Consider the following 26,600-nt stretch of genomic DNA (forward strand, 5'->3'; position numbering starts at 1 on the left):
CCTTTAAGATGTCTTCACCGTTTCTTTATAAAAGTACCTTATTTTTTTGTAACAGATGATCGAATAATGAATTGATGCGGAATAATCATACGCATTGTTGGTCCCTGAGGGTTCTTTATTTTGGAAATCAGCAATTTGACTGCCTGATACCCCAATTTCTCTATATTGATATCCACAGAGGAAAGAGGAGGCTTTGACAATTGAGAAATTAAGACATTATTAAAGCTTACTACTGAGATATCCTCTGGAACACTGATATCCATTTCATCAAGCATGTTCAGTACACCAAGTGCCATAAAATCATCAGCAACTATCAATGCTGAAGGAGGTTTTTCAAGATTCATTAATTGCTTGACTGCTTCTTTACCGCCTTCAAGCATGAAATCTTCATGAATCGCATATTCTTTTAAAATAGGTATTCCAGCTTCCTTCAATGCTTCCTCGTACCCTCTCATCCGTTCAATCGTGACGACCAGATGGGCACTCCCTCCAATAAAGGCGATATCCTTATGCCCGTTCGCAAGTAAATAATCGGCTACATCCTTGCCGGCCTGAAAATTATCGTTATCCACATACGTAATACTGCTGTCATGCATTGGTGGTTTTCCAATAACAACAAATGGGAAATTTATTTTATATAGATAGTTCAATACGGTATCGTCAACTTTAGAGTAAAGCAAAATAACTCCGTCCACTCTGCCGCCATGTACCATTTTTTCAACTTCATTAAATATTCCTTCATCCGATATCCCCGTAGTAATATGTAAGCCATACAAGTCTTCATGCGCAGCCTGGCTTAAACCCTTCATAACCGTAGAGAAAAATGGATTTAAAAAAGATCCATCTCCAGACTTGGGCATAACGATTCCTAAAACCTCACTTGACTTGTTTGCCAAGCTTCTCGCTATAAAATTTGGATGATAGCCGAGTTCTTCCATTGCTTCTCTTACTTTTCTTTTTGTCTTCTCGCTTATTCTTGGATTGTTGGCAATTACTCTGGAAACTGTCGAAGGTGCCACATTTGCCAATTTCGCTACGTCTTTTATCGTTATCGCCATACGATTGTTCCCCATTTCCTATTCAGCGATCTGTTTGAAGAGATAGACTCTTGATTCATATGGTGATAAATAGATATTACCCTGTTCGTCTGTTTCTTCACTATGATTATTATAATTACTAAGGATTAGCTCCCCTGTCAACCCATTGAACACCGGTAAAGTAATAGCTTCACTATCTTTATTGAAATTACAGATTACTAAAGCGGTTTGTTCATCTGTATATCTGGAGTACATGTACACATTAGGATCATCTTCAAGGTAAAGCTTATATTCACCATAAACAAGACAATCATACTGCTTGCGCAAGCGAATCATTTTTTTATAAAAGGAAAGAATCGAATTGGAATCCTGACGCTGATGCTTTACATTAATCTCCTGGTAATTTGGATTCACCTTCATCCAAGGTATTCCTAATGTAAAACCACCGTTTAACGAATCATCCCATTGCATTGGTGTTCTGGAATTATCACGTCCGTTTTTCCATATTACCTTCATAATTTCAAGATGGTCTCTTCCTTTGGCAGTTTCTAACTGATAGTAATTCTTCATGCTAATATCATCGTAATCATTAATAGAAGGAAAGGCTACATTTGTCATGCCAATTTCCTGCCCTTGATAAATAAAAGGGGTACCCTGCATGAAGAAATACATAGTTCCTAGCATCTTAGCGCTTTCTTGCCAATACTCCTGATCGTTTCCCAGTACGGATACAATACGTGGTTTATCATGATTTTCAATGAACAACGCATTCCAGCCTTTACCATGTAATACAGTTTGCCATTTTGACAGGATTCTTTTTAATGATACAAGGTCGAGATCAACTTCAGTTTCTTTTTCCCATAGGCTCAAATGCTCGAATTGAAATACCATATCAAAAGCACCTTTTTGCTCTTCTACCCAGGGGTCTGCATCTTCGGCTCTTACCCCACTTGCTTCTCCCACCGTCATAATGTCATAGTTTGAGTATGTTTTCATCTTTAATTCTTGAAGGAAATCATGAATCCCATCCTGGTCCGTATACATCTTGAAACCTTTTATCCCGTTATCATCTAATCCTGCTGCATCTGGAAAACCAGCCTTCTTTTTTATATGGCTAATAGCGTCAATACGGAATCCGTCAATCCCTTTATCTAACCACCAATTGACCATATTATAAACGGCCTCTCTCATATCCTTGTTCTCCCAATTCAAATCAGGCTGTTTTGTTGCAAATACATGCAAATAATATTGCCCACTTTCCACATCATATTCCCATGCACTGCCGGAGAAAATACTCTCCCAATTATTCGGTGGGCCACTAGGGCTTCCATCACTCCATATGTACCAATCTCTTTTAGGTGAATCTACTGATGTTTTGGATTCTAAAAACCACGGGTGCTCATCACTTGTATGGTTAACAACCAGATCCATTATTAATTTCATACCCCGTTTATGAACTTTCTCCAGTAATTCGTCAAAATCCTTCATCGTTCCAAACTCGTCCATGATTGCTTGGTAATCACTGATATCATAACCATTATCCGCATTGGGGGATTGATAAATAGGGCAAATCCAGATAACATCTATCCCCAGTTCGGTTAAATAATCAAGTTTATTAATTACCCCTCGTAAATCTCCAATCCCATCTCCATTGGAATCTTTAAAACTCTTTGGATATATTTGATAACAAACTGCTTCCTTCCACCATTTCTTATTCAAGCACTTTCATCCTCACTTATGCTAGTCTATGATTATTATTAAAAAAAAGGAGAGAAATAACATCCCTCCATTTTCGTTCAATTATGATTGTTTTGCCGTTTGCCTTTTCTTCGTGCCAAATAAAGGAACCCAAAGAACAAGATATTAACTAAAACGATTACAGCAATGAATACATAATTTACGCCGCTTTTTTCTGCTGCCAAATAGACTTCTGATGTTTCACGATCCAAAGTAATTGAATAGGTATCATTACTTTTTCTGACCATATCTGCATTAAGCCTGCCACGTAACTCTTCACTTGCTGGAAGATTAGCTGCATCAAGTTGAATGGTTTTTGTTTTCGAGCTATTATTAATCGCAACTATCATTATTTGGTCTTCATACTCTCTTTTGTAGACGGCCATTCCATCCTGCTCGTTCAAAAGTTCAAGAGTTCCTTTCCTTAAAGCAGGATATTCTTTACGCAGTGCAGCTATTTTACCAATATATTCAATTAAATCCTTATCTGTTCTGAAATCCATCATACGGCGATTATCAGGTATCTCATTACCATTCATGGCTATTTCGGATCCGTAATAAACCATTGGGATACCAGGCATGGTATACATATGGGTCATTAGTAATTCCCATCTCGTTCCAGGGAATTGATTATGATCCTGCATTGACTTAGTGAATCTAGGTATATCTTCTGTATCAACCATAACTCCCAACTGATGTGGCTGACTCATCGTTTGCATTCGTTCATTCCAGATAGTGAATAATGAATTCATCTTCTGATCCGGTTTAGCAAATACCTCTCTCAACGCTTCCATTTGTTGTTTATCTAGTACACCATCAATGCCTGATTCCTGAAGGCCAACCAAATCAGATGTATTTTCTATAGTACCATTACCAAGTAGAAAAAAATCATTTTTAACCGATTTCATTTCTTTACTGAAATTACTCCAAAAATCAACAGAAACATACTCCAAATCATTCAAGCGATAGCCGTCAATATTGGTTTCTGTAATCCACCACTTCGCAGCATCCAGCAAGTAAGCAGATACTTCAGGATTTTCCTGTGCTAAATCTGGTAATCCATCTATCCATCCAGCCTGCTTCCCTTCCTGGTTACTTGCAGAGGTCACATCTTTTCTTTCATGAAACCAATCTTCTTTTGCCGAATCCTTAAGCCATGGATGATTAGGTCCGACATGATTCGCATTAAAGTCAACGATCACTTTCATATTACGTTTATGAGCTTCTTGCACTAACTGTTTAAATTCCTTTAATGTTCCATAATTCGCATTGATCTTTCTATAATCCAGAGCCCAATCTCCATGATAGCCTGATTCTGTGTTTTCAACGATTGAATTCAGTGCAATAGTGGTAAAGCCCATTTCCTGCAAATAATCTAACTTTTGCATAATACCGGCAAAATCCCCGCCTTGGTATGTATTAAGATTATCAAGGTCCACACTATGATCGTTTTTCGTATTACCATTATAAAATCTGTCCACCATGATGAAGTAGATGGACTCATCCTGCCAATCTCTTCCCTCTATTTCCTCCGCAGATACTGGAATTGTCGAAAGTAAGATAAACGGCGCCAGCAGAATGGCCATTACTTTTTTTAACATACTAATTTCCCCCTTATTTCTCCCATCAAAATAACCTTATCCCTTTGTACCGCCAGCCGTCAATCCGGAAACAAAGTATTTTTGGAAGAATAGGAAAAGGGTAGCAATTGGAATAGCAATTAAAACCGAACCTGCTGCAAACTTGGTGAATTCTGCTCCAAATTTCTTACCAACCAGTTCATATAAACCAACTGCAATCGTATACTGATCACTTGAGCTAATTAATATTTTCGCTAAAATAAAATCTCCGAAAGGAGCAACAAAAGCGAATAACGCTACAACCGCTATGATTGGTTTTGCCAAAGGCAGGACGATTTGGAAGAAGATACGTAAATGACCAGCTCCATCCATCTTCGCACTTTCATCGAGTTCACGTGGAATGGTATCAAGATACCCCTTCATCAACCACGTATTCATCGGAATTTGTCCACCCACATACAGTAAAATTAAGCCGATATGTGTATCCAGCAATCCTGTCCGAACGGCCAATACATAAATGGCAATCAAGGCTGCAAAGTTCGGGATCATTTGTAAAATCAAAAAGGTCATTAATCCATTTTTTCTCCCAACAAACCGATATCGTGAAAACGCATAGGCTGTAAAAGAAACCGTAATAACCGTTAAAATCATTGTCATAATACTAATTTTAAGAGAGTTAAAGTACCAAATCAGATAATCACTGTTTTTCATATCAAATAGCTCTTTATAATGGTCGAGCGTTGGATTTTTGGGAAACATCGTTGAACCGGACAAACTGTTCCCCGGATTAAAGGATGAGCCTATAATCCAAAGAATTGGATAGATGACAATGGCAAACATGATGGCTATGACTATATAAGATAAGGTTAAGCGGATCATTTTATTCTTTTTTGAACTCTTCATTACATCATATCCTCCTCTTGGAAAGACTTAGTCCGTTTGAATTGCCATAATGCTACAGACATGACAATTAGTGAAAGAATCATCGTAACTGCGGCAGCTTTTCCATATTGAGCCGATGTCATTGTCAATCTATAAATCCACGAAATTAATATATCCGTACCCCACGCATTTTGACCCGGTATGGCAGGGCCTCCGTTATTAAATAAAAAGATTAAATTAAAGTTATTAAAATTAAACGTATACTGTGTGATTAGTATAGGCGCAGTGGCAAACAAAACGAGCGGTAAAGTAATTTTTCTGAATTTCTGCATCAAGCTAGCCCCATCTATCGTGGCCGCTTCATATAAATCCTCCGGTATAGATTGAAGGACTCCTGTTGTCATGGCAAAAATAAACGGAAATCCTAACCAGCCCTGTATGAGAATTAAAGCAAGTCTTGTCCAGTTTGCTTCCGTCATCCAATCCACTGGAGGTAATCCAAGAGCCGGAAGAATCGTCGTATTGATAATACCAAATGATTCATTAAACATACCTGAAAATACAAGGATGGATACAAAGGCAGGAACGGCCCAAGGCAAAATCAGGACGGTTCTAATGATAGCCTTGCCCTTTAAATCTTTCTGATTAACCAATACTGCCAGAAAGACTCCGAGTGCAATTTGTAAAGTCGTTGCTGTAAATGTCCATACAATAGTCCAGCCAAACACTTTAAAGAATGTGGTTCTCCATATTTCTATTTTAAAAATATCAATAAAGTTCTGAAATCCAATCCAATCGACCAGATTTGCAGGCGGGGAATGATACAAATCATAGTTTGTGAATGCCAAAAGGAAAGAGAAGATAATCGGAAATATAACAACGAAAATTAATAACAAAAATCCCGGAGAAACAATTAGATAGGGGAATCCATTATCAATTAAATTTTGATATTGCTCGCGTATAGAATTTAATGCAATCTCTTGGTCTCTCTTTTTACCATTGTTATAAGCATCGTAAATATTAAAAGCGTAAATACCTAAACCAATAATCGTTACAATTAACGTTAGAATGCCGTCTATCAATAAAATAACAGAATGATCAAGCTTCGGAATTTCACCTAAAGTGACCAATCCCCAAAATCCAATATTTAACATATCTGCAAAAGCAATAAAAAAAGAGGCTGTCAAAATAAGAAAGATAATTCCTTTTATGTATTGTTTATTAAAAAACTGTCCAAACCCTGGAATAATCGAAAATAAAGCAGCCTTTTTAGCATAGTTGGTTTTTGTTTGAGCAGGAATTATATCCATCGTGGGTTTTTCCCCTTTCTACGAAAAGAATTGGCTATATTCTGTGAAAGCCCAGAAACAAACTTTCTAAAGGGAAGATGAACAAAGAGAAAGTCTCTTCCCGAGTTTTCACTAAAATGCAATATAACCAATACCTTGTTATAAAAGGATAGGCCATATCCAGAATAATTGGATACCGCCTAACCCTTACCTAGCATTATTTTTTATGGTTGGTATCAATATTTGTTTTGATTGTCTTCGCTGCCTCATCCATTGCAGATTTAGCATCTGCTTTACCAGTTGCGATTGTCTCTAAAGCCGCTGCCATCGGGGACCAAACTTCTCCCATTTCTGGTATATTAGGCATTGGAATCGCATATTGGGATTGCTCTGCTACTGCTTTAGAAAATTCATTGTCAGCAATAATTGGATCTTCAATCAATTTTTTAACCGGAGGAATCTCCTGTGTTTTTTCATAACGAACTTTCGCGCTATCATAATTAGTTAAGTGTTCAACCAATTTAGTAGCCCAATCTGTATTTTTAGAGTAAGCTGACACGTGCCATCCTTTAACACCCATGAAGGTTTTCATGTGTTCTCCATTTGGAAGTGTCGGCAATGCAGTTGCTCCAATATCTATACCTGCATCTTTATATCCTTGGAAAGCCCAAGGTCCATTTTGTACGGAAGCCAGTTTTCCTTCATTAAATAAACCATCCTGTGCTGAACCGCCGCTTTCTCCAATAATCCCTTTAGGGAACAGGCCTTCTTTATACCATTTAGCAATAAATTCAGCGCCTTCAATTGCACCTTCATTATTTAGTCCTAAATCATCACGGTTTAGAGATCCATCTTTTTTTCCAAACACATAACCACCCATACCGCCAATTACACCATATGCATGATAAAAATCATCCCATTTAGCTGTAAATCCATATGTTTTGCCTTTTGTGTTCTCTTTTGCAAATGTATATAATTCATCCATTGTTGCAGGCGGTTTTTCCATAAGTTTCTTGTTATAAATAAAGACTGGTGTTTCAGTAGCTTTTGGCAAGCCATATAATTTACCATCATAGGTTTGTGCCTGAACAGAAGATTCTGTAAAAGTATCGATTACACTTTGGTCTACTTTTAGTTCAGCTAATACACCTTCAATAGCTAATTGACCAATTTGATCATGCGGCAATGTGATAACATCCGGACCTTTTCCAGCTGGTCCATCCAATCTGATTTGTTCACGAATCTTATCTGCCATACCCATTTCTTTATATTCAACTTTAATTCCATGCTCTTTTTCAAATGCTTTTATAGCCGGCTCTAAGCCAGGTCCTTTATCTGTATCTTCCCAAATGACTAGTTTTTCAGGTTTATCCGTATTCGTATCTTCCTTACTGCCTGTTTCTTTCTCTCTGTCTGGTCCACAAGCAGCCAGTACGCCAATTACGAGCATGAGCACCATTAACATGGAGTATGCTTTTTTCATGGGTCAACCCCTCCTCTTATAATATCGCTAAGTAAACAAACGTTTGCACATAAGAATGCACTTGATGTTCAAATATAATAATTTTTGTATTAATTTTCTAATGAAAACGATTGCAGACTCAACACCTTTATTATACTTATTTATCAAAATTTAACAATAATAAAATTGTGAATTATTTATTAAGTTATTTTACATCGTTTTATGGGTAAAAACACATTGTTATTATCTGAAATTTTCGATATTGAAAATTTATCATTAACTGATATAGTTAATGAATAGAAGGCGCAAGCGTTTGCATTAATATTCACTTGTATATTGAGAGGAGAAAGGTTACATGGAAAAAGCATCTGTTATTCACTTTGCAAGAGATCAATTTATGTATAGTTCATCATTAAACTCCATTACGATTATGATCATGAGTAAAAAAGATGATATTGAAAAGATGGAGTTACTATATGGTGATCCCTATGATTTTCAGGGCAGTGAATGGATTTACAAAGCAAAAAATATGGACTATACCGGCAGTGATGAACTGTATGATTATTGGCGTTCTACCATTGATCTTCCCCACCGCCGAGCTCGCTATACTTTCCGTTTAACAGATAAGAATGCTAAAACAGCCTATTATTCTGAAAAAGGTTTTTACGAGGAACTTCCTAAAGTCGGCCTTCTCTTTGCTTTACCATATCTTCATCATACAGAAGTATTCAGCGCACCAGAGTGGGTTAAAGATACTGTTTGGTACCAAATCTTCCCCGAACGGTTTGCAAACGGGGATGCAAAATTAAATCCTAAAGGTACTTTGCCATGGGGAAGTGCCGCACCGACACCAACCAATTTCTTTGGCGGTGACTTGGCAGGGGTCATCGATCATTTAGATTATCTCAAGGATTTAGGCATTACTGGAATTTATTTCACCCCTGTATTTCATGCTTATTCCAACCATAAATATGACACCATTGATTATATGGAGCTTGACCCACAATTTGGAACGAAGGAAACATTAAAACGACTCGTTGAAGAAAGCCACAAGCGCGGTATAAGGGTCATGCTTGATGCGGTATTTAATCATAGCGGCTATCATTTCAAGCCATTCCAGGATGTATTAGAAAAAGGAGAAGATTCCAAGTATAAGGATTGGTTCCATACGCGCAGCCTTCCAATGGTTGAAGAAAATCTCAACTATGATGCCTTTGGTTTTGTAGAAACAATGCCAAAATTAAATACAAAGAATCCAGAAGTAAAAGAATACTTGCTAAATGTGGCTAAGTATTGGATCCGTGAATGCAATATTGATGGCTGGAGACTAGATGTAGCCAATGAAGTAGATTTTGATTTCTGGCGTGATTTCCGTAAAGCAGTCAGATCTGAAAAAGAGGATGCATACATACTCGGCGAAATTTGGCATGATTCCATGCCGTGGCTGCGTGGAGACCAATTTGATGCTGTAATGAACTATCCATTCTTAACTGCAATCTTGGAAATTTTCGCCAAAAACACCATCACACCTACACAGTTTGCTGAAAAAATGACGAAGGTTTATCATATGTATCCACATATTGTGAATATGGCGGCCTTCAATTTAATCGGAAGCCATGACACACCTAGGATTTTAACAGAATGTGAAGGTAATCTTGATAAAATCAAACAAATTTTCACGATATTACTTACCTTTACGGGAACGCCATGCATTTATTATGGCGATGAAATTGGACTAGATGGTGAAGATGATCCGGGCTGCCGTAAATGTATGCCTTGGGAGGACAAAAATCAAGACCTCGAGCTTCGTAAGCATGTGCAATCCTTAATTAACTTACGTAAAGATCATAAGGTCCTCGCCAATGAAGGTGATCTTCTCTTTGTAGCTCATGATCCTGATGTAGTTATGTATAAAAGAGAAAGCTCTGAATCTCTTGCCTATGTGTGCATTAATCTTGGCAAACAATCAAAGTCTATTTCTTTGAAAGAATGGAAGAGTGCTAAGCCACTTTACATGGATTCTAAAAGTCAATGGAATGATAAAGGTCAGCTTACACTTTCTGAAGACGGATATACGATTCTTTCTGTTTCTAAATAAAGTATCTATAAAGCCGCCTGTTTTTGGGCGGCTTTTTTCAACAAAATGCTTTCCATTCTTCAGCAATTATCTCCATAAAACTTACCATAGATACAAATAATCCACTTAAGGACTGTTTTTATCTTAATTTTTTCCTCATGATAATATCCGTTTCTATATATCCTAATTTCTCATATAAATCTCGTGCCCACTTATTGTGACCAAAGACGTGAAGCCCTATATAGTTAAGACCCTGATTTTGGGCGAAGATTTTAATTTCTTACATTGCCTCTTTTCCATAACCAAGTCCTTGATTATCCTTCCAAATATTAATCGTTGAAAGCTGAGCAAGCCAAATCATACCTACTTCTCTCTCTTCCTCACGAATAGAGAATAGGTGATGATTAGCGGTATCTTTTCCATCAGGTAATAACCTTTTAAATTCTGCAGCAGCCTGATCAATTGCTTCTGCCTCCTTCCAATTACCAGCCTTTACGTGTTCATTTGCATAGTTTTTAATTGCATAACTTGATAATTTTGAAACTCATCTGATTTCATTTCTTCCAATCTAACCATTGCCTTCCTCCTATTAAATGAAACTTATCTATAACTTACCTGCTTTAACTCACACCTAAATATTCACTATATTACCAATAAAATAACAAGTTATGTATAACAGTCATCCATATCGCTTGTTAAAGAGCACTTTTTTTGAAAAGAAGATTACATTTTTTTTTCTTTTGGGCAATTTCTGTCGTAAATGCTATTTTTACATGTATAATAAGTAGAGTATTTTTATAGGAGGATTTAAGACAAATGAATCTAGCTTTAGTTATCTTATTTAGTACAGCTGTCGTTTTACTTCTTATTTCATTTATGAAAATGAAAAAGCAAACGAAAGAGGAAAAAAAACAGTTAGACAGTTATTATGCAGTCATGCTCGATGAAACGAACAAACTGCAGGAGCAAATCAATAAATTAGAATTAAATGCAGAGGTTACTGCTCAGGAAGCTGGCATCATGGGTCATCACTCTGAAGAACGCCAAGTTATGGTGAAAATGCTGGACTTATATAAGCGCGGCTATTCCACTAAAAGTATTGCCTCTATGCACAAACTTACGGAGAACGAAGTAGTAGAACTGCTTGCTCCATACGAAGGTCCTAGCCAAAGAAGGAGGAAAATAGCCAATGACGCCTAAAGTTCTGAGTAGCTTTGCTGCAGGGATTATTGTGGCAGCAGGTGTATGCGGCGCCGTATATTTTTCCTCCTCTGAGGAAGAAACGGTTACTCAAGCTGCAGAATCTCCAAAAAATACCGTTACTAAAGAAATGACAGAAGATGAAATGAAAAATGAGCTATCTTCTTTGGGATATGTTATAAAAACAGAGGACGAATACTCCGCTGAACTGCAAAAAGCAGAGCAAACTGCAAAAGAAAACTCTAATCAGCAGGATCAACAAGTTGTCTACAAAACAGTAATCAATGTAGCTAGCGGAATGACTAGTATTGATGTTGCTCAAGCGTTGGTTAAAGGAAAAATCATTAAAGACGCTTCTAGCTTTACGAAAACGATCGAAAGCAGGAAGTTGGAAAACAAACTGAAACCTGGCGTATTTGAAGTGGATAGTACAATGTCTATGGATGAAGTCATTAACCATATATTCAAGTAATATAATGGCCGGGAGCCTTGGAGACTAAATTTACTCTGAAGGTTTCCGGCTTTATATATATTGTTTCATTCTGTTTTTCTTCTAGTATAATGGATTAATCCTCCAATAACTTTCTATTTAGTTCAGAGATTTAAAGAGCAGCTATTCAACAAAGCTTCTGCTAATATAATATCTTTCTTAACACTTGAATATTCTCCACCATCCTCTATACACCAACACACGCTCATAAGAGTTTCGACATATAGGCATTGCCTTATAATAGAATCTGGGATAGTAAGCTCTTTTTCTAAAACTTCAATGATATTGTTTATTTTCTTATACGTTTCCCTATCTTTTTTATTATCAAATTCATTTAATATAAAACGCGGAACATCAAACACTGGGTCACCGATGACACCCTTAGGATCAATAATTATATATTCTCCATCCATACCAAGAAGGATATTATCATGATGTAAATCACCATGAAGCAACGCCTTTTCAGAATACATAGCTGAAATCGATAAATAAATATTCCTCGCTTTTTTCATATATAAATATAGCTCTCTACAATCTTTTTGTTTGCTCATGTATTCTGTTATTCGATCGACCCATTGCATATAACTAGGATAAACCACAGATTTAGATGGGGAGATATGAAGTCCTTTGTAAAAGTGACAAAAAACAGATAATCTTTTTTCAAGTGAATTCTCTTCTCTCAAAGATGTACCAGGCTGTATACGGGCTTCAAGAATGACACCATTTTCAATGTCCGCTTCAATCACTCTACAAAATCCCCGCGCATGATATTGACATAATGTATGATATTCTGAAATAATCTCTCCTAAAGAAGGATCACCTAGTTTCAGGACCACATCACCATATTTTTTAGATTGACACTTAAACACTACCTTTGCGGAATAAGACGGAATGAATTGAATAGCTGTTAAACTCCACTTGTCAGCATAATATACAAGATCTAACAAGACCTTCTTATAAAAATCCAACCCAAAGCGATTAATTATTTTTTCACTTTCGGTTTGACTGAAGCAAAAAGAGAAATCGATCAATATACTACCTCCGTCTCATGTTTTTTTATGTAGAATCACTTTTTTCTTAGACCTTATAAAGCTGCTAAACCATATCTCTATATACTTATTCATCTACAAAATTATTTCCTTATTTCATTCTTAACCGGTAAACATAATACAAAGGTGTAAGACCACAGATAAAAATAACACCTCCTACAAGCAGACCTTCCCCCCATCCATAGCCAGGTGTAATTGAAATGAGAGAGGCAGAAATGACTACAATAGCTGTCAATACTGTTAAACTTATCATAAATGATTTTTTAGGATTAATGTTTTCTTTCTCATGTTCGATACTTACACTCATTGATAAATAAGCAGACACAACAGAGGTTAATATAAATAAAAACCAAAAAGGATTTGAACGCATTTGTTCAAGGCCGCCCTGAAAAAAATCGTATCCAAGTATACATAGAATACCAAGTGTTTGTATGGTATAAGCTATTTTAATATTTTGTAAATTTTTGAAGATAAGCCTCTCATCTGTAATCTTTTTCATTCAATATCCTCCTTTTCAATCCAAAAGATTTCATCTAATTTTGTATTTACTGTATAGCAAATTTGCAAGCATAGCTTTAATGATGGGTTGTATTTCCCTTTCTCAATAAGACTAACCGTTTGCCTTGTAATACCAACAGCTTCAGCCAATTGCTGTTGCGTCAAACCTACTCTTACACGAGCAACTTTTACTAAATTTTCCATAATACACCTCGATGTTAAAGTAACATATATATTCCATAATGTAAAATATAAATTACATAACGAGATTCTTCAGTTATACCGTATTTTGCACGAGAAAAGGCTGCCATGATATAGGCAGCCTTAGTTTTACTTATGAATCCTCCAAAGTAATATTGTAATGCTTAAACCATAAATGTACTTGAATCAAATAAGCAAGTAATTGCGGACCGGACATCAATTGCCCAAACCATGGCTTTTTAAATGAAGATCCTCCAGTATCAACAAGGGCTTTCAGCTGATCTTTATCGAAGAATTCGAATAGGGGGGAATCCCCATCCTCTAATAATTCCTCAAGCCAATCCTTCACAAGCTTTGTATAAAGAGGATTATGCGTTTTCGGATATGGGCTTTTCTTTCTGTATAAAACATCTTCCGGTAGGATTCCCTTCAAGGCTTTCCTTAGAATTCCCTTTTCCCGGTTACCTGCCATTTTCATATCCCACGGTATATTCCAGGCATATTCCACTAGACGATGATCTGCAAATGGAACACGTACTTCTAAACTTGCTCCCATACTCATTCGGTCTTTACGATCCAACAGATTGGTCATAAACCAGGTCATATTTAAATAAAATAACTGCCTTCTTTTTGTTTCTAAGTCAGATTCTCCCGAAAGCAAAGGCGTCTCCTGTAGACTTTCTTGATATTTATGCTTTACATACTCTTCAAGAGATAGCTTTTTTCTCCAGTCTTGTCTAAGTAATTGATTTCGTTCATGGATAGAGCGCATCCATGGAAAAGTATCGTTTGATAATTGTTCAGGATTATGAAACCATGGATAGCCTCCAAAAATCTCATCCGCACATTCTCCAGAAAGACCGACGACATAGTCCTCTTTGATTTTTCTGCAAAACCAAAGCAAAGAAGAATCGATATCTGCCATACCCGGTAAATCTTTTACGATTACGGCCTCTCCCAAATTATTAATCAGTTCTTCCTGACTGATGACACAATAGTGATGTTTCGTGCCAAATTCCTGATTCATTAGTTCAATCCAATGACCATCCGCATTGGGCTGGAATTCATTCGCTTGAAAATGAGCAGCATTATCCTCATAATCAATCGAATACGTATTAAGAGCAGGTTTCCCGTCCATCTGATATTGCTTGGCAGCAATTGCTGTAATGGCACTTGAATCAAGTCCGCCTGATAGGAATGTACATAATGGAACATCTGAAACCAATTGTCTTTTTACAGCATCCGTCACTAGAAAACGGACCTTTTCCACGGTTTCATCTAGACTCTCCTGATGTGTTTCACTCTTCACATTCCAATATCGGTTAATTTTAAGTCCATCTCTATTAAAGGTTAAGGTATGTCCTGGGCGGAGTTCATGAATATTTTTAAAAACCCCTGAACCAGGTGATCGTGAAGGACCAAGTCCGAATATTTCTGCAAGTCCTTCTCTTGTCAGAACCGGCTTGACTCCCGGGTGAGCCATAATAGCTTTTATTTCAGAACCAAATAAAAATTGGCCATTTTGTAGGGAATAAAAAAAAGGTTTTACCCCTAATCGATCTCTTGCCACAAATAATTGTTGTTTGGCTTCATCCCAAATCGCAAAGGCGAATATCCCATTAAAAAAATCCACGCATTTTTCTTGCCATTCCATATAGGCAGTTAACAGAACTTCAGTGTCCGAATGGCCAGTGAATGAATATCCTTTTAATAATAGTTCTTTTCGTATATCTTCTGTATTGTAAAGTTCACCATTATAGCATAGTACAAATTGATTCCCATTTTTTTCACGGATCATAGGTTGTTTTCCACAGAGCGGATCCACCACAATGAGCCTTTTATGTCCCAAACCGACATGTTGGCTATCCCAAATATTCGTGTCATCCGGTCCACGTTTTGAGAGTGTATTTGTCATTTTAATGAGAATCTCTTTCTCTTGATCAATAGATCGATTAAATTCAACCCAGCCAGTAATACCGCACAAAATGCATCATCCTTTCAAACAAGCAAATGGCCCATTCCTGCTAACATGATATGCATCTTACACAAAGTTGTTAATTGTCCAACTTTAAGGGGTGGGGTTATAAAAGAAGATGCTTATGTTAAGAAATAGAAAACAGTGCCATAAATTTTATCATTACAAAACGGATATGCAGTAATTTGAGTTCTACATAGACTCTTTTATCTGCACTTGGAGGCGCACAAATGAAAAATCAACTTAGAAATCAACTATTAAGTAAACAGCTGCGAGCATATACAGAAGGAATCTTTGAAAACATCAATGATCAATGGGTCTTCTTCGATGAAGAAACAGATGAGGCATACCCACTTGAGGAATATATGAATAATGAGATATCCATTTATCGTAATAATCGTTGGAGAAAAGGGACATTAGTAGAAGACGGGAAGCTTTTATCGGGCAAAGAGCTTATTTTTATAAAAGATGAAGACCAGGTTCGTATTAAAAAAAATTTACAATACTCTTTGGAACGATTACTGGAGGAATTAAGGGATGATGCTTTCTTTCAATTCATCACGACGTTAAACAGCATGGATTTCTCTGCTTATGACTGTATCTATGGCTATAACCAATTATCCTTTTCATCTACAGCCCAGTCATCAGGCACGAACTTTTTCATTTTTGATAATGGTGATTATATCTGCTCTGTCCACCACCATTTTAACGAGCACAACAAAGAACAAAACCGCTTTGAATTTACCCTGAATACTGGAAAACGAATGATCATTGAAAAATTAGTAAAGAACAAGGATTAAGGACACTGGCAGCTCATTTCATTTTCACACATCTCCAATCCATTTTAAATCGTGATAACCTAAAGTACTTTCAGCTCGTGAGCACTTTAGGTTATATACTGTTTACTTCAAGTGAAAGGCTGTCTGCTATAGGCAAATTACTTTTTAGAGGGGTTTTATTAGGAGGATACCCTATTTCAGGATTGATGTTTTTTCAGCATTTGCTGCAAATAAGCTTCTGATTGGCCTTTTGGTATACTAAGACTTTCCCACTCTTTACTCTTTATTTGTTTACCTATATAGACGATTTGTCCAATGTGATACGCATAATGAGCTAATTGTCTCTCAATAGCGTCTATTACCAAATGGCTTTCCGCACGTATATATACTTTCTTTAATAAATCTTCACCGCCTAAATTATGTAATGCTTTAAAGAGAGTATTCCATCCGTCTTCTAAAATACCGATCATTTCATCCTTTGTTAAAAGATGAGTTATAAATTCCTGTTCCCGATTCCGATTAGGCTTCTCTCCATCCGAATTCAAGAAATCGGTCCATCTAGATACCATATTGCCGCTTAAATGCTGTACGATAACAGCTACACTATTGGATTCCTCATTTAAAGCCCAATGTATATCTTCTTCTGATAATTGTGAAATTGCTTTATCTCCAAGACTTTTAACACTTTTAAATCGTTCCTTAATAATCCTTAAATACTCATTCTCCATACTCATCAGTATCCTCCCACATCATAAGTCAGGAAATTTTATATCATTAACCGTAAACATTTCTTGTTTAAAATCTACTTTGAACAATTTAACCAATATCAATAAAAAAAGTTTTCTATGCTGCGGAAGAAAATAGACACCCTCCTATCCATCCAACTTTTACATATAAGCTATTCAGTATCATTTTAATTACTGCACTTACAGATACCGACTAAAGTAAATTCAATTTGAATTCAAGAAAGACCCCGTCCAATAAGGTTTGCAGAAACCGGCGTTTTTCCGATTCCTCTTGCCCTAATTGATAATTGTCCCATATGGTGAATTTCATGGGCAATGGTATGTCTCATGATTTCTCCCCAAGTATCTGTTACAACTTTTCCATCATATGAGGTACCATACAATAACCGATTTTCCATTGTAGCATTCCAGTTATTCACAAAGCTTGCCACTTCCAGATGAAATTCTGCGTCCAATTTCCGGACCTTATCCAAACTTCTATAACCCTCAAAACTCTCCTGAAATTCTATTTTACCTTCCAATAAACGTATCCAGCTCCATTCAACATCAACTATATGGAAAAGTGTATGTAATATACTTCCCATTCCACCCGTTCTTTTTTGCAGAAGTTCCTGTTCACTTACCCCTTCGCACCAACGATACCATTCTTCTCTTACCATCCAGTTATATTTAAAAAAGATTTGCAAAAAAATCCTCCCCCTTTTTCAGTAAATATAATCATTTAATCTTTTCATAGAACCTTTCAACTTCTCCTTTTGATTTCAAAATGATAATCTCTTTGTCTTCCGCTAGCTGTTTGAGTCTGTTTAAAATTTTTGGTTTTTGCTTTTTTGGATATTCCCAGATCCATTTTAAAAACTCGAAAGAAAATCTCTCCTCACAGCCTTCTCCCATATCTGGTCTTGTTTTATTTCGATATTGGAGCATTCTTTTAAATGCTCTGTAAATGCAGATTGTTCTCGGTATATCAAGAAAGATTATCGTATCGGCTACATTTAACCTTATATCCATCGTGCTACTGTAATTACCATCAATAATCAAATATTCTTTTGTTACTAGCTCATTTTGAACCTGTATTTGTTCCTCTTTAGGAATGCCTACCCATTTAGGTTTCCAAAATAATGAATCGAGATGATAGACATTTATATTCAACTTTCCACCTAGTTGTCTTGCTAAAGTTGATTTCCCTGAACCTCCAGAACCAATAAGCATGATTTTTTTCATATGAATCCCCTGTCAAAATAAAAAGTTTTAGACTATATCCTTCTTCTATTACCGAACTTCAATATTATAATTTCAACAAAATTAGTGTTACTCCTTCTAAAATCAACGTATCTAACTAACTCAAACGAAAAATAATAAAATAGTAAAAATGCCGGCCACAATCATGCGGCCGACTTCATTTATTATTTTCTGATGATAAGGTAAAAAACTGCGCTAATAATCCCACCAATCAATCCATCCATCATATCAAACATCGTATCCTTATGATCTCGCCCTTGAGCGGTAAAATGAAATAATTGATCGCCCGCAAACTCGAGCAGCTCCCATGCACCAGCTAGGCAAAGCGCAAAGATAACCATGATACTAGCCAGAAACGCTTTCGGCAATTTTTGTGTAAGCTTCTCACCAATTATTTGCCTAGTGAGTACCAATGCTGCATACCCAAGCCAAATACCTGAGGTAACATGGAGGAAATCATCAAAGTGCTTAATCGCGTACGCTCCGCCAAATGTACCAATACCTACTGAAATGAAAATAAATAAATACGTCATCATCATAAGCGGCCCGTCAAGCGGCTTTTTTGCTTTCCATTGCCACCCCCCTAATACTACTAAGCTTATACAAGTTAAAATACCCATGAATCCTTTCGTACCGTCACCTTCTATGAACATTATTATCGTTGCAGCCCCCATTAACAGTGTAACTATCCAAAAAGTGATTGTTTCGATTTTAATTCTATGCATCACTGTTTCTCCTCTCGCTGTCAAAAAATTATATTTAGTAATAAAATATGCTGAATGTATGGATGCGTTTTATATTCGTAATAAATAAAAAAAGCCGCACATTTGGCGGCAGCATCAAAGATCCATTTGAACAACTAGCTCAATTAACATTTCTCATTGTTTGGTAAGAAAATATATGAACACCGCTATGTTGCATGATATTCACACACTTCATTATCATAGAAAAATGCTTCTATCCTATTAAATTGATATGAAACTACCAAGTATTTATCCTGACTGAATAATAAAAAAGCGGCTTAGCCATTGCCTCTGACTGTTTCTAGCTACCTTCATTCACTAGGTTATAGAACCATAACGGACAATCCACATAATGACCATATAGTTTCAATAGTTTCTTTGAATATCCAAGATACCGGATAAACTAAAATTAATATTCTATGAATCATAGAGTAGTATTTCTTCGACATTTACTTTCAAATAACTCGAGCAAGTACTCTATTTTTTCGGTGTCGAACCCATTGGCAAAAGAACGGTCTTTTCGGACCCCGGACCCAAAATGGTATTCCTTTGCATTCAGGAATGAATGCAATTCCTGAATATGCTCCTTATCCAGGCCACCGCCGATTAAGATCTCAGGACCCGACCATCCATCTGATAACGTAATCAGCTGCTGCAGTGTTTCCCTGCCTTCATAGGCTCTTCTTTCACCGCCGGAAGTTAGAATTCGCCTTACATGCTGGGAGTACTGACAAAGTACTTTAAGTCCCTCTACATGAGATTTTAGTTCATCGAACGCCCTGTGGAACGTAATATCAAAATGCGGTACTTCCTTTATCACTTTCTCCAGTAGAGCCTGATCGATTTTCCCGTTCCTCAAGCAGCCAAATACAATCCCTTGTACACCCAAATCTGAAAAGGCTTGAAGCTCTTCTTTCATCGACATCCAATCGAACTCATCATATTCAAAAGAATAGCTATGCGGTCGCAGCATCACCTGAACAGGTATCTTCACATTTTCGATTACACGTTTTATTGTTCCATAACTTGGGGTTAGTCCGCCTTCCGACATGGCAGACACTAATTCCAAACGGTTAAATCCAAGCTGCTCTGCTTTAATGGCATCTTTTTCATTTTCCACTATACATTCCAAAATCATATTATCACCTGCTGCTAGTTCACATTATTTAATCCACGGGATGATATCCCTATAGAGAAAATTATTATTTTATAAACTTCATTATAACAAAACGAACCGAGCGTTATTTTATAAAACAATCAAAATATAACCATTGGTCTAAATAGTAAGATTGAATACTATAAGGGTTTTCACCTTACAAATATAGGTTTAACCCCTTCCCTCTGTAAGTATCTGTGAGTATCTGTAAGTTCAAAATCACAGTCACTAATTCCTTGGAATCACGACAGCATTGCACGCTTTTTCATAAAATTCCAGTGGTCCAGCCTGCCCGATGATTGCATATTCATAGCCTATTTCCTGCATCTCTCTTAAACAATGATGAAGTAGAATGTATCCTATTCCTTGTACTCGATTTGATAGAGTAGTACCCATCGGACCGAACAATCCCTTCCTTTTTCTTACTACATCAAAGCAAGCGAATCCAATAATTTGGTTATCGTCTAAAGCGATGAAAATAGGAATATTATCTTTTAAAAACCCATTTTCAATTGAGTCTAGCCACCTAGCTCCAAATTCACTTTCCACAAAGACTTTTAACGATGCGGCATCATTTGGCTCCGCTTTCCGATAATTTATATTACTTGTTAAAATACTTGGGAATTCATAATCCTTCAGAGGAACAGCCATATCTCTCGGGGAAGACATTATTCCAAGTATGCTGGAAACATCTAAGCCATCCAATATGGAATAGGTTGAAAAATCCTTACTTTTAAATATTGCATCAGAAAGATGTCCTTCATTTAAATAAATCTGGTTAAAGCGTTTCATTCGGTTACTTGCATGTATTAACACCTGATTAGTCGATAAAGAAATGTTCATTTTAAAGGGCTCATAACTGATTCCATGTTCGTAAGTATTCGAGTACACTTCTTTAATCCGCTTAACTAATAGCTCCCGAAGTTCTGGATTCTTAATAGATAGCTCAGCACAGACACCTGTCCTTTCAAGCAACATTCCTAATACTAAATGAACTGGATAAATGATATTAGTTGTCCTTTTGGCTTCTATTTCTGCATATTTAAAAATTCTCAAGGTACGTTCCGTAAATCTCAAGAACTTCATCTCCCTTCTGAATTTAAATTAATTCTAGAAGTAAAATGAAAAAACCTTTTATTATAATAAATTAGGAATTAGATTAAATAAAAAAAGCCCAGTCTCTATCGACTGAGCCACTGCTTATCCGAATAATTGAATACCAATAGGTAATCTAAAGCCTAGCAATAACACTAAAACAAACGCAATCCAAAACTGGATGAAGAAAGATTTGTGATTCTTTCCTTTTGATCGCTTCACGTTTGTCATTTCCATTGCAGCGATTACCCAAACACCAATAATCGTCTTGGCGATGTATTCACCACTAATATTGGAAACATTCATTAACATCATGATACCTGTTGCAATAATTAATATGTATAGTACCCTATTAATCATCATCATTATTTTTAAATTTTTACCTGTCATTTTTAAAGATACTAAGAACACAACAATAGATAATACCCACATAAAAATATGTTCATAAGTAGACCCGCTCATAAAATCCCCCCACTTTCAGCAATATTCAACATAATAGTAGCATACTAGGTTGTATTCTACGAACATTATGTATTTACAATTTATTTAGAAATGATAGATTTTAAAGTCCCAATCGATTCTATAGTTATTTCAATCACATCCCCGTCTTTTAAATAACGCGGTGGTTTAAACCCTTTTCCTACTCCTGCCGGTGTACCGGTCGCAATAATGTCGCCAGGCTCCAGCGTAATTCCCTTCGAAATAGTAGCGATGATTTCGTCAATTGGAAACAAAAATAATGACGTTCTGGCATGCTGCCTTGTTTCCCCGTTTACTTTTGTTTTAATTTCCAGATCATACGGATGTGGCACATGATCTTTTGAAACAATCCATGGACCCATTGGACACGTACCATCCAGGCTTTTTCCCAGGAAATATTGCTGATGCTTTGATTGCAAATCTCTTGCTGTAATATCGTTTAAGATGGTATATCCAAAAACATGATCATAAGCTTTTTCACGGGAAATAGAGGTTCCCTTTTTGCCAATTACAATAGCCAATTCCCCTTCATAGTCCAGCTCATTCGTTACTTCTGTATGAAGAGGCACAACTTGTTTATGGGCATTGACTGCGGTTGGAGCCTTCGTAAATACAATCATATCCTCCGGTGGAACCCCGCCATCAAATTCAGTAGCATGTGCAGCGTAATTTTTACCTACACAAAAAATATTTTTGTGCGGACGCGGCAGAGGAGCCAGCCATATCAAAGAGTCGATTGATTTACCTTCTGTTTTCACTGCAGCTTGCACCCATTCCTGAAGCTTTGGCAGCCATATATCGGATTCTTCAATCAAAGCCTGTAAAAAAGTTGGCAATCCTTTCAGTGCCTCACTCGATTGTCTAATTACTTCTAGTGAATAAAATAAATCCTGATCAATCAGTCCTGCTACTGCTTTACCATTTTCATTGACGGTTGAGAATTTCATCCTTCATCCATTCCTTTCAGATTGGTTTAAAACCATTTATGCAGCTCTTTTCTGCTACAAAATGATAAATTACTTATCTCTATCCTTTTAAGCTATACTCTTATTAAACTGCGTTCCACCTTTATTAAAATGTATCATATACCTTTTCCCGCTTGAATGATGGTTTGTCCCAGTAAGTAACGATTCTCCAGCCATATTCAATTGGTCCCATTCTAAAAGAGCGTAACCAATATTTTGTAAATACCATTTGAAACAAGATAATCAATACAGCTAATAAAGTACCCATAAAAGCTCCCACTTCGCCATATAATCCGAGTCCGTATGAATAAAAGATCAGCGTACACAGAATGGAGTGCATAAGGTAATTTGTAAGCGACATTCGTCCCAGTCTGACAAAAGGAACAGCCATTTTTCTAACCTTTGGAGATTTCTCATAAATAAGGGTAATCCCTGTTATAATGGCCAGTGTCAGGAAGGGGCCGCCAAAAATATCCTGCCAAAATTCAGCCGCATAATTTTGGCTCGACAGATACGGATACATTTTCAAAAGCAGTCCTATAGGCAATGATACAAGGAACATGATCTGTAACTTTTTCTGATGAACCTTAAGATTGGTGAGCCATTCCAGTTTGGCAAATGCCATTCCTGCCAAAATACATGGAAAAACGGAGAAAAATAAAAAAAACATATTTGCCGGTCCATTGACAGCAGCCCAGTCATTAAATCTCAATGTAAAAATCTCTGTAAACGTCCCGCTTGAATAGATTTCAATGGCTTTATTTATTTTTGAAAAATCGGTATTTAACAAACCAGATGTTGGGGTCAATAATTCGAGCAGCAGAATAAGCAACCCAAATATTCCATAAGGAATGGTATATAACCATACCGATAAACGAAGCAATGTTTTACCTTTTAATCGATAAACAAGCAGCAAAAGTAACCCACAAACGGCATACGTGATTAAAATATCACCGTGCCAAATTAAAAATGCATGAATCATTCCCAGCAAAAGCAAAAAGATCATCCGCCTTGTAAATAAAGCAGGAAACGATTTCCCCTTTTGTTCTGCCCTAATCATTAAAATGACCGTACCGAACCCAAACAAAAAGGCAAAAAGCGGGTAAAAATTCCCCTGTGCCAAAATATCAATGAGTGCATATGTATAGAGATCTAGCTTGTTATCCCAATAATCTAATTCAAGATACAAAAAAGGCGAATGAAAATCGAGCATGTTGACCAATAAAATTCCTACAATTGAAATCCCACGCAGAAAATCAACCACATGTATCCTTTGTTTATCCGTTATGGATTGCAATAGAACACCCCATCTCTCCTAAAAATTTCTTATAAAACCAGTTTAGCAGTTTCTGCTAAAATCCCCTATCATAATTATCTGTTTTTTCTAAAGCAAAGAGGTTCCCTCACCTTTCAGCCCATTCCTCATATACTGTTAAAGAATTGTTAAGAAGGTAGATACAGGTATACTCAAGGAAGGTGTTAAATGTGCCAGGTATTGTAGGTATTGTCCAAATTCTCAGTGTAGGGAGCAGCGGTGTATTTAATGTGGGGGATATTTACAAAGTCACTCCCTACTCTAATGCTAAAACATTTTCCGGAGCGGGTTCATTTAATACAGGTGATTATGTAGCTGTAAACAATCCTTACAGTGCTACGAATACGTTTGATGCAGATGTTGTCGATCAACCAATTGCATTTACGTTATAGAGGTGAAGAAAATGAACATCTTTGTTAAGCAAACGATTATGATTAATACCATTAAAATTAATGCAATTGCTAATGCATCCGTGCTGCAAATCGGCAGTGCCGGTATCATCAAATCCAAGTCACTCATAACCAATTCCGGTGGCTTTGAGGCACCTGCTCCGGAAGCGCACCATCCCCTTTTTGAGACTGAAGAAGATTCTCCGCAGGTTCAAGTCCAGAATAGGAAAGGATGAGTCATGTGCAGCAGGATTTAACCCAATTCCTACACTATTTACAAAATACGCTGGAATATCAACAGCAGGCTATTTTCAAACTGGAAGAAGACGTAAAGAAATTAAAAGAAGAATTAACAGAGGCAAAACACCAGGCACCGATTCGTGTCGATCGGATAGAGTATAAATTTGACCAACTGAAAGTGGAAAGATTGGAGGGTACCTTAAATATAGGGCTAACCCCTTCAGATTTAGAAAAAATCGATGAGCTGGCCATCAATAATCATACTCCTTCCGGTCCATTTCTCTTTCCATCCAGGGATGAATTTGTCCATCAACTAACGAGTGAGGTTTTACTTGACCTAAATAATCAGAAGGATGAAATCTTTAAAAGAGCCGAACATATCTGCGAACAAAAAACGGATGAAACCATGCGCTCCTTTATCATGGAGGATCTTGCCCGGCAGCTTCCTCAGCGCATTCATCATTATTTGGACCAAACGCCACCTCATAACCGGACTGAGCAAAAAATCCCGGCAATTCGGGAGCAAATATTAGAAGTACTCAAAACAGATATCGAAAACGCCATCATCAGATTTATAGAGGTTTATCCTGATTCAATGAAGGAGCAGTGAGCAATGTGATGAATTTCCATGTCGTAAACGAACAAATTAAGGTTGGCTGTATAAAGTTGATATCTGTATCGAGCGCCTCTGCTATTAAAGTCGGCGATACAGAAACCATGCAGCTATTTGCTGCCTCTGACACGCCATTAAACGCATTAGAATTTGGACCCTTGCAGCCTATTGTTAATCGTTAAAGAGGACCATGCCATGTGGGAAAGAACATCGATAGTCGATCATATTCATGTATCCATTTTATCCAGGGGATCTACATTTGATATAGGAGAAATTCAATATAGTTACTCAGTTGACAATGTCCTTGCCTATCAGCGGGAACAGGAAATTTTTTACGGAAAGGAAGGTAATTTCGGAGATTATAAAGTATTTTACACAGTGCCTGATTTTGAACCAATTGAAGAAATGGTTCATATCATTTTTGAGAATGTTAATCCATACCTTTTTGTTGATTGCATCCGAACACAGGCCATCTCTGCTTCCTCTTTATTACAGGTAGGAAACGGCCGGTTTATCCGATCCGAAACTAGAGTCATGAATGTAAGACAGCTTCTTAATCGGCCCAAAAATGAAAGAAGGGAGGAAACTTAATGCCTGCTCTTGTCGGTTCCGTTCAAGTCCTTAATGCAGGAAGCGGAATTATTCAATTCGGCGACTCTCTGGTTATCTCCCCAAAATATGCAACTAAAAGTGTGAATGGATCAGGTTCTGGAATTACCGGTGGAATTATTTTTGATACAAATGGACTTAGCGGAAACTCCGTTATTGGTATAAATGGGGTTGATCAGCCCATCTCTGCGAATAATTAATCAATCACCTTTTTCCGGCCTTATAGCCGGATTTTTTTATACGCGGTAATTTACCTGCCGGCTGCTTTACAATCCACTTTAAATATTTCTTGATTTCAGGATCATCTCTCAGTTTCTCAATCGTATTAAGTCTGACAGCCAAATCCAAATTTGGATAAAGAGCATGTATCTGTTTATGGCATGGAATGCATAGCTTGGAGGTATCATTGGGGCCCCCACCATATTCGCGTGGAATTAAATGGTGAATCGTCCGTTCGACATCATTTCGTAGACAGAGTTCACATACACCGCTCCTTGCTTTACTCATATAATCCCCTCCTTTTCATACCTTTTCCCTAAATTAGCACAATGATCGTATTCATTTATATTTCCATTATTAAGTGACATCCATTCCTGTTTTACTCCTATCTATATCGTTTTATTTCACTTGAACAAGTCTAAAGTCTTACTATTTTTATTTTTAACAATATAGTAGTATATTTTCCTTGAAGGGTATGGATATTTACTGGTAAGAACTTAATATCCAATTTACAGATTGGGGGAAATTAATC

Annotated in this window: 30 protein-coding genes; 10 read left to right on the forward strand and 20 right to left on the reverse strand. The window is 36.8% G+C overall.

Annotated features, from left to right (window positions below):
- Positions 1 to 38: 38 nt before the first annotated feature.
- The 6 genes from FHY45_RS03955 to FHY45_RS03980 form a co-directional block, all read right to left on the reverse strand.
- Positions 39 to 1,058, reverse strand: a complete 1,020-nt coding sequence (locus tag FHY45_RS03955; RefSeq protein WP_066101581.1) for a LacI family DNA-binding transcriptional regulator — start codon at positions 1,056 to 1,058, stop codon at positions 39 to 41.
- A gap of 18 nt (positions 1,059 to 1,076) precedes the next feature.
- Entirely contained in the window at positions 1,077 to 2,756 is a 1,680-nt protein-coding gene (locus tag FHY45_RS03960; RefSeq protein ID WP_066101584.1) for a glycoside hydrolase family 13 protein, read from the reverse strand.
- A 77-nt stretch (positions 2,757 to 2,833) separates the two neighbouring features.
- Positions 2,834 to 4,375 (reverse strand): alpha-amylase family glycosyl hydrolase, encoded by a 1,542-nt coding sequence (locus FHY45_RS03965; protein WP_139891449.1) that lies wholly within the window; start codon positions 4,373 to 4,375, stop codon positions 2,834 to 2,836.
- A 36-nt stretch (positions 4,376 to 4,411) separates the two neighbouring features.
- Positions 4,412 to 5,257: a sugar ABC transporter permease gene (locus tag FHY45_RS03970; protein ID WP_066101590.1), complete on the reverse strand. Its 846-nt coding sequence runs from the start codon at positions 5,255 to 5,257 to the stop codon at positions 4,412 to 4,414.
- Positions 5,257 to 6,546: a carbohydrate ABC transporter permease gene (locus tag FHY45_RS03975; protein ID WP_066101593.1), complete on the reverse strand. Its 1,290-nt coding sequence runs from the start codon at positions 6,544 to 6,546 to the stop codon at positions 5,257 to 5,259. The genes FHY45_RS03970 and FHY45_RS03975 overlap by 1 nt, the downstream gene beginning before the upstream one ends.
- A gap of 196 nt (positions 6,547 to 6,742) precedes the next feature.
- Positions 6,743 to 8,008 (reverse strand): extracellular solute-binding protein, encoded by a 1,266-nt coding sequence (locus FHY45_RS03980; protein WP_139891450.1) that lies wholly within the window; start codon positions 8,006 to 8,008, stop codon positions 6,743 to 6,745.
- A gap of 334 nt (positions 8,009 to 8,342) precedes the next feature.
- Between FHY45_RS03980 and FHY45_RS03985 the strand changes: the two genes are divergently transcribed.
- From FHY45_RS03985 to FHY45_RS04000, 3 genes are all read left to right on the forward strand, one after another.
- Entirely contained in the window at positions 8,343 to 10,085 is a 1,743-nt protein-coding gene (locus tag FHY45_RS03985) for a glycoside hydrolase family 13 protein (protein WP_066101596.1), read from the forward strand.
- A gap of 795 nt (positions 10,086 to 10,880) precedes the next feature.
- Entirely contained in the window at positions 10,881 to 11,264 is a 384-nt protein-coding gene (locus FHY45_RS03995; RefSeq protein ID WP_139891451.1) for a hypothetical protein, read from the forward strand.
- On the forward strand, positions 11,254 to 11,736 hold the full coding sequence (locus FHY45_RS04000; protein ID WP_139891452.1) for an endolytic transglycosylase MltG: 483 nt from the start codon (positions 11,254 to 11,256) through the stop codon (positions 11,734 to 11,736). The genes FHY45_RS03995 and FHY45_RS04000 overlap by 11 nt, the downstream gene beginning before the upstream one ends.
- Before the next feature lie 122 nt (positions 11,737 to 11,858).
- On the opposite strand, the gene FHY45_RS04005 is transcribed toward FHY45_RS04000, so the two are convergent.
- The 4 genes from FHY45_RS04005 to asnB form a co-directional block, all read right to left on the reverse strand.
- Positions 11,859 to 12,785 carry an aminoglycoside phosphotransferase family protein gene (locus FHY45_RS04005; RefSeq protein WP_254654684.1) on the reverse strand — a complete coding sequence of 309 codons (927 nt, stop codon included), beginning with the start codon at positions 12,783 to 12,785 and terminating at the stop codon, positions 11,859 to 11,861.
- 109 nt (positions 12,786 to 12,894) lie between these two features.
- Positions 12,895 to 13,302, reverse strand: coding sequence for a hypothetical protein (locus FHY45_RS04010; RefSeq protein WP_066101603.1), 408 nt, complete (start codon positions 13,300 to 13,302; stop codon positions 12,895 to 12,897).
- Complete coding sequence (locus tag FHY45_RS04015; protein ID WP_066101605.1) at positions 13,299 to 13,505, reverse strand: helix-turn-helix transcriptional regulator; 207 nt, start codon at positions 13,503 to 13,505, stop codon at positions 13,299 to 13,301. The genes FHY45_RS04010 and FHY45_RS04015 overlap by 4 nt, the downstream gene beginning before the upstream one ends.
- 130 nt (positions 13,506 to 13,635) lie before the next feature.
- Positions 13,636 to 15,486, reverse strand: coding sequence for an asparagine synthase (glutamine-hydrolyzing) (gene asnB / locus FHY45_RS04020; protein WP_139891453.1), 1,851 nt, complete (start codon positions 15,484 to 15,486; stop codon positions 13,636 to 13,638).
- Between the two features lie 221 nt (positions 15,487 to 15,707).
- Between asnB and FHY45_RS04025 the strand changes: the two genes are divergently transcribed.
- On the forward strand, positions 15,708 to 16,277 hold the full coding sequence (locus FHY45_RS04025; RefSeq protein WP_066101611.1) for a DUF2777 family protein: 570 nt from the start codon (positions 15,708 to 15,710) through the stop codon (positions 16,275 to 16,277).
- Between the two features lie 176 nt (positions 16,278 to 16,453).
- Here FHY45_RS04025 and FHY45_RS04030 read toward each other — a convergent pair whose 3' ends face one another.
- From FHY45_RS04030 to FHY45_RS04070, 9 genes are all read right to left on the reverse strand, one after another.
- On the reverse strand, positions 16,454 to 16,990 hold the full coding sequence (locus FHY45_RS04030; RefSeq protein WP_066101614.1) for a DUF1572 family protein: 537 nt from the start codon (positions 16,988 to 16,990) through the stop codon (positions 16,454 to 16,456).
- A 227-nt stretch (positions 16,991 to 17,217) separates the two neighbouring features.
- A complete protein-coding gene (locus tag FHY45_RS04035) occupies positions 17,218 to 17,688 on the reverse strand; it encodes a DinB family protein (protein WP_139891454.1) in 471 nt (156 codons plus the stop codon).
- Between the two features lie 31 nt (positions 17,689 to 17,719).
- Positions 17,720 to 18,226, reverse strand: coding sequence for a DNA topology modulation protein (locus FHY45_RS04040; protein ID WP_139891455.1), 507 nt, complete (start codon positions 18,224 to 18,226; stop codon positions 17,720 to 17,722).
- Positions 18,227 to 18,408: 182 nt separating this feature from the next.
- On the reverse strand, positions 18,409 to 18,969 hold the full coding sequence (locus FHY45_RS04045; RefSeq protein WP_066101624.1) for a DUF2238 domain-containing protein: 561 nt from the start codon (positions 18,967 to 18,969) through the stop codon (positions 18,409 to 18,411).
- A 442-nt stretch (positions 18,970 to 19,411) separates the two neighbouring features.
- The gene (locus tag FHY45_RS04050) at positions 19,412 to 20,125 is read right to left on the reverse strand and encodes a copper homeostasis protein CutC (RefSeq protein WP_139891456.1); all 714 of its coding nucleotides are present in this window, start codon (positions 20,123 to 20,125) and stop codon (positions 19,412 to 19,414) included.
- A gap of 246 nt (positions 20,126 to 20,371) precedes the next feature.
- A complete protein-coding gene (locus FHY45_RS04055; RefSeq protein ID WP_180349924.1) occupies positions 20,372 to 21,220 on the reverse strand; it encodes a GNAT family N-acetyltransferase in 849 nt (282 codons plus the stop codon).
- 123 nt (positions 21,221 to 21,343) lie between these two features.
- The gene (locus FHY45_RS04060; protein ID WP_066101632.1) at positions 21,344 to 21,700 is read right to left on the reverse strand and encodes a YisL family protein; all 357 of its coding nucleotides are present in this window, start codon (positions 21,698 to 21,700) and stop codon (positions 21,344 to 21,346) included.
- An 80-nt stretch (positions 21,701 to 21,780) separates the two neighbouring features.
- Entirely contained in the window at positions 21,781 to 22,665 is an 885-nt protein-coding gene (locus FHY45_RS04065) for a fumarylacetoacetate hydrolase family protein (RefSeq protein ID WP_139891458.1), read from the reverse strand.
- A 124-nt stretch (positions 22,666 to 22,789) separates the two neighbouring features.
- Positions 22,790 to 23,980, reverse strand: a complete 1,191-nt coding sequence (locus tag FHY45_RS04070; RefSeq protein ID WP_139891459.1) for a DUF418 domain-containing protein — start codon at positions 23,978 to 23,980, stop codon at positions 22,790 to 22,792.
- Between the two features lie 188 nt (positions 23,981 to 24,168).
- On the opposite strand from FHY45_RS04070, the gene FHY45_RS04075 reads away from it, so the two are divergent.
- From FHY45_RS04075 to FHY45_RS04100, 6 genes are read left to right on the forward strand one after another with little or no spacing between them, the layout of a single operon-like run.
- The gene (locus FHY45_RS04075) at positions 24,169 to 24,390 is read left to right on the forward strand and encodes a spore germination protein (RefSeq protein ID WP_139891460.1); all 222 of its coding nucleotides are present in this window, start codon (positions 24,169 to 24,171) and stop codon (positions 24,388 to 24,390) included.
- 11 nt (positions 24,391 to 24,401) lie between these two features.
- Positions 24,402 to 24,623 carry a spore germination protein GerPB gene (locus tag FHY45_RS04080; RefSeq protein WP_139891461.1) on the forward strand — a complete coding sequence of 74 codons (222 nt, stop codon included), beginning with the start codon at positions 24,402 to 24,404 and terminating at the stop codon, positions 24,621 to 24,623.
- A 5-nt stretch (positions 24,624 to 24,628) separates the two neighbouring features.
- Positions 24,629 to 25,237: a spore germination protein GerPC gene (gene gerPC, locus FHY45_RS04085; protein ID WP_180349925.1), complete on the forward strand. Its 609-nt coding sequence runs from the start codon at positions 24,629 to 24,631 to the stop codon at positions 25,235 to 25,237.
- Positions 25,238 to 25,242: 5 nt separating this feature from the next.
- Entirely contained in the window at positions 25,243 to 25,422 is a 180-nt protein-coding gene (locus tag FHY45_RS04090; RefSeq protein ID WP_066101647.1) for a hypothetical protein, read from the forward strand.
- Between the two features lie 13 nt (positions 25,423 to 25,435).
- Complete coding sequence (locus FHY45_RS04095; RefSeq protein ID WP_139891463.1) at positions 25,436 to 25,831, forward strand: spore germination protein GerPE; 396 nt, start codon at positions 25,436 to 25,438, stop codon at positions 25,829 to 25,831.
- The gene (locus FHY45_RS04100; protein ID WP_066101652.1) at positions 25,831 to 26,049 is read left to right on the forward strand and encodes a spore germination protein; all 219 of its coding nucleotides are present in this window, start codon (positions 25,831 to 25,833) and stop codon (positions 26,047 to 26,049) included. The genes FHY45_RS04095 and FHY45_RS04100 overlap by 1 nt, the downstream gene beginning before the upstream one ends.
- 4 nt (positions 26,050 to 26,053) lie before the next feature.
- On the opposite strand, the gene FHY45_RS04105 is transcribed toward FHY45_RS04100, so the two are convergent.
- Entirely contained in the window at positions 26,054 to 26,356 is a 303-nt protein-coding gene (locus FHY45_RS04105) for an HNH endonuclease signature motif containing protein (RefSeq protein ID WP_066101654.1), read from the reverse strand.
- Positions 26,357 to 26,600: the final 244 nt, after the last annotated feature.

Source organism: Bacillus sp. D386 (assembly GCF_006346415.1).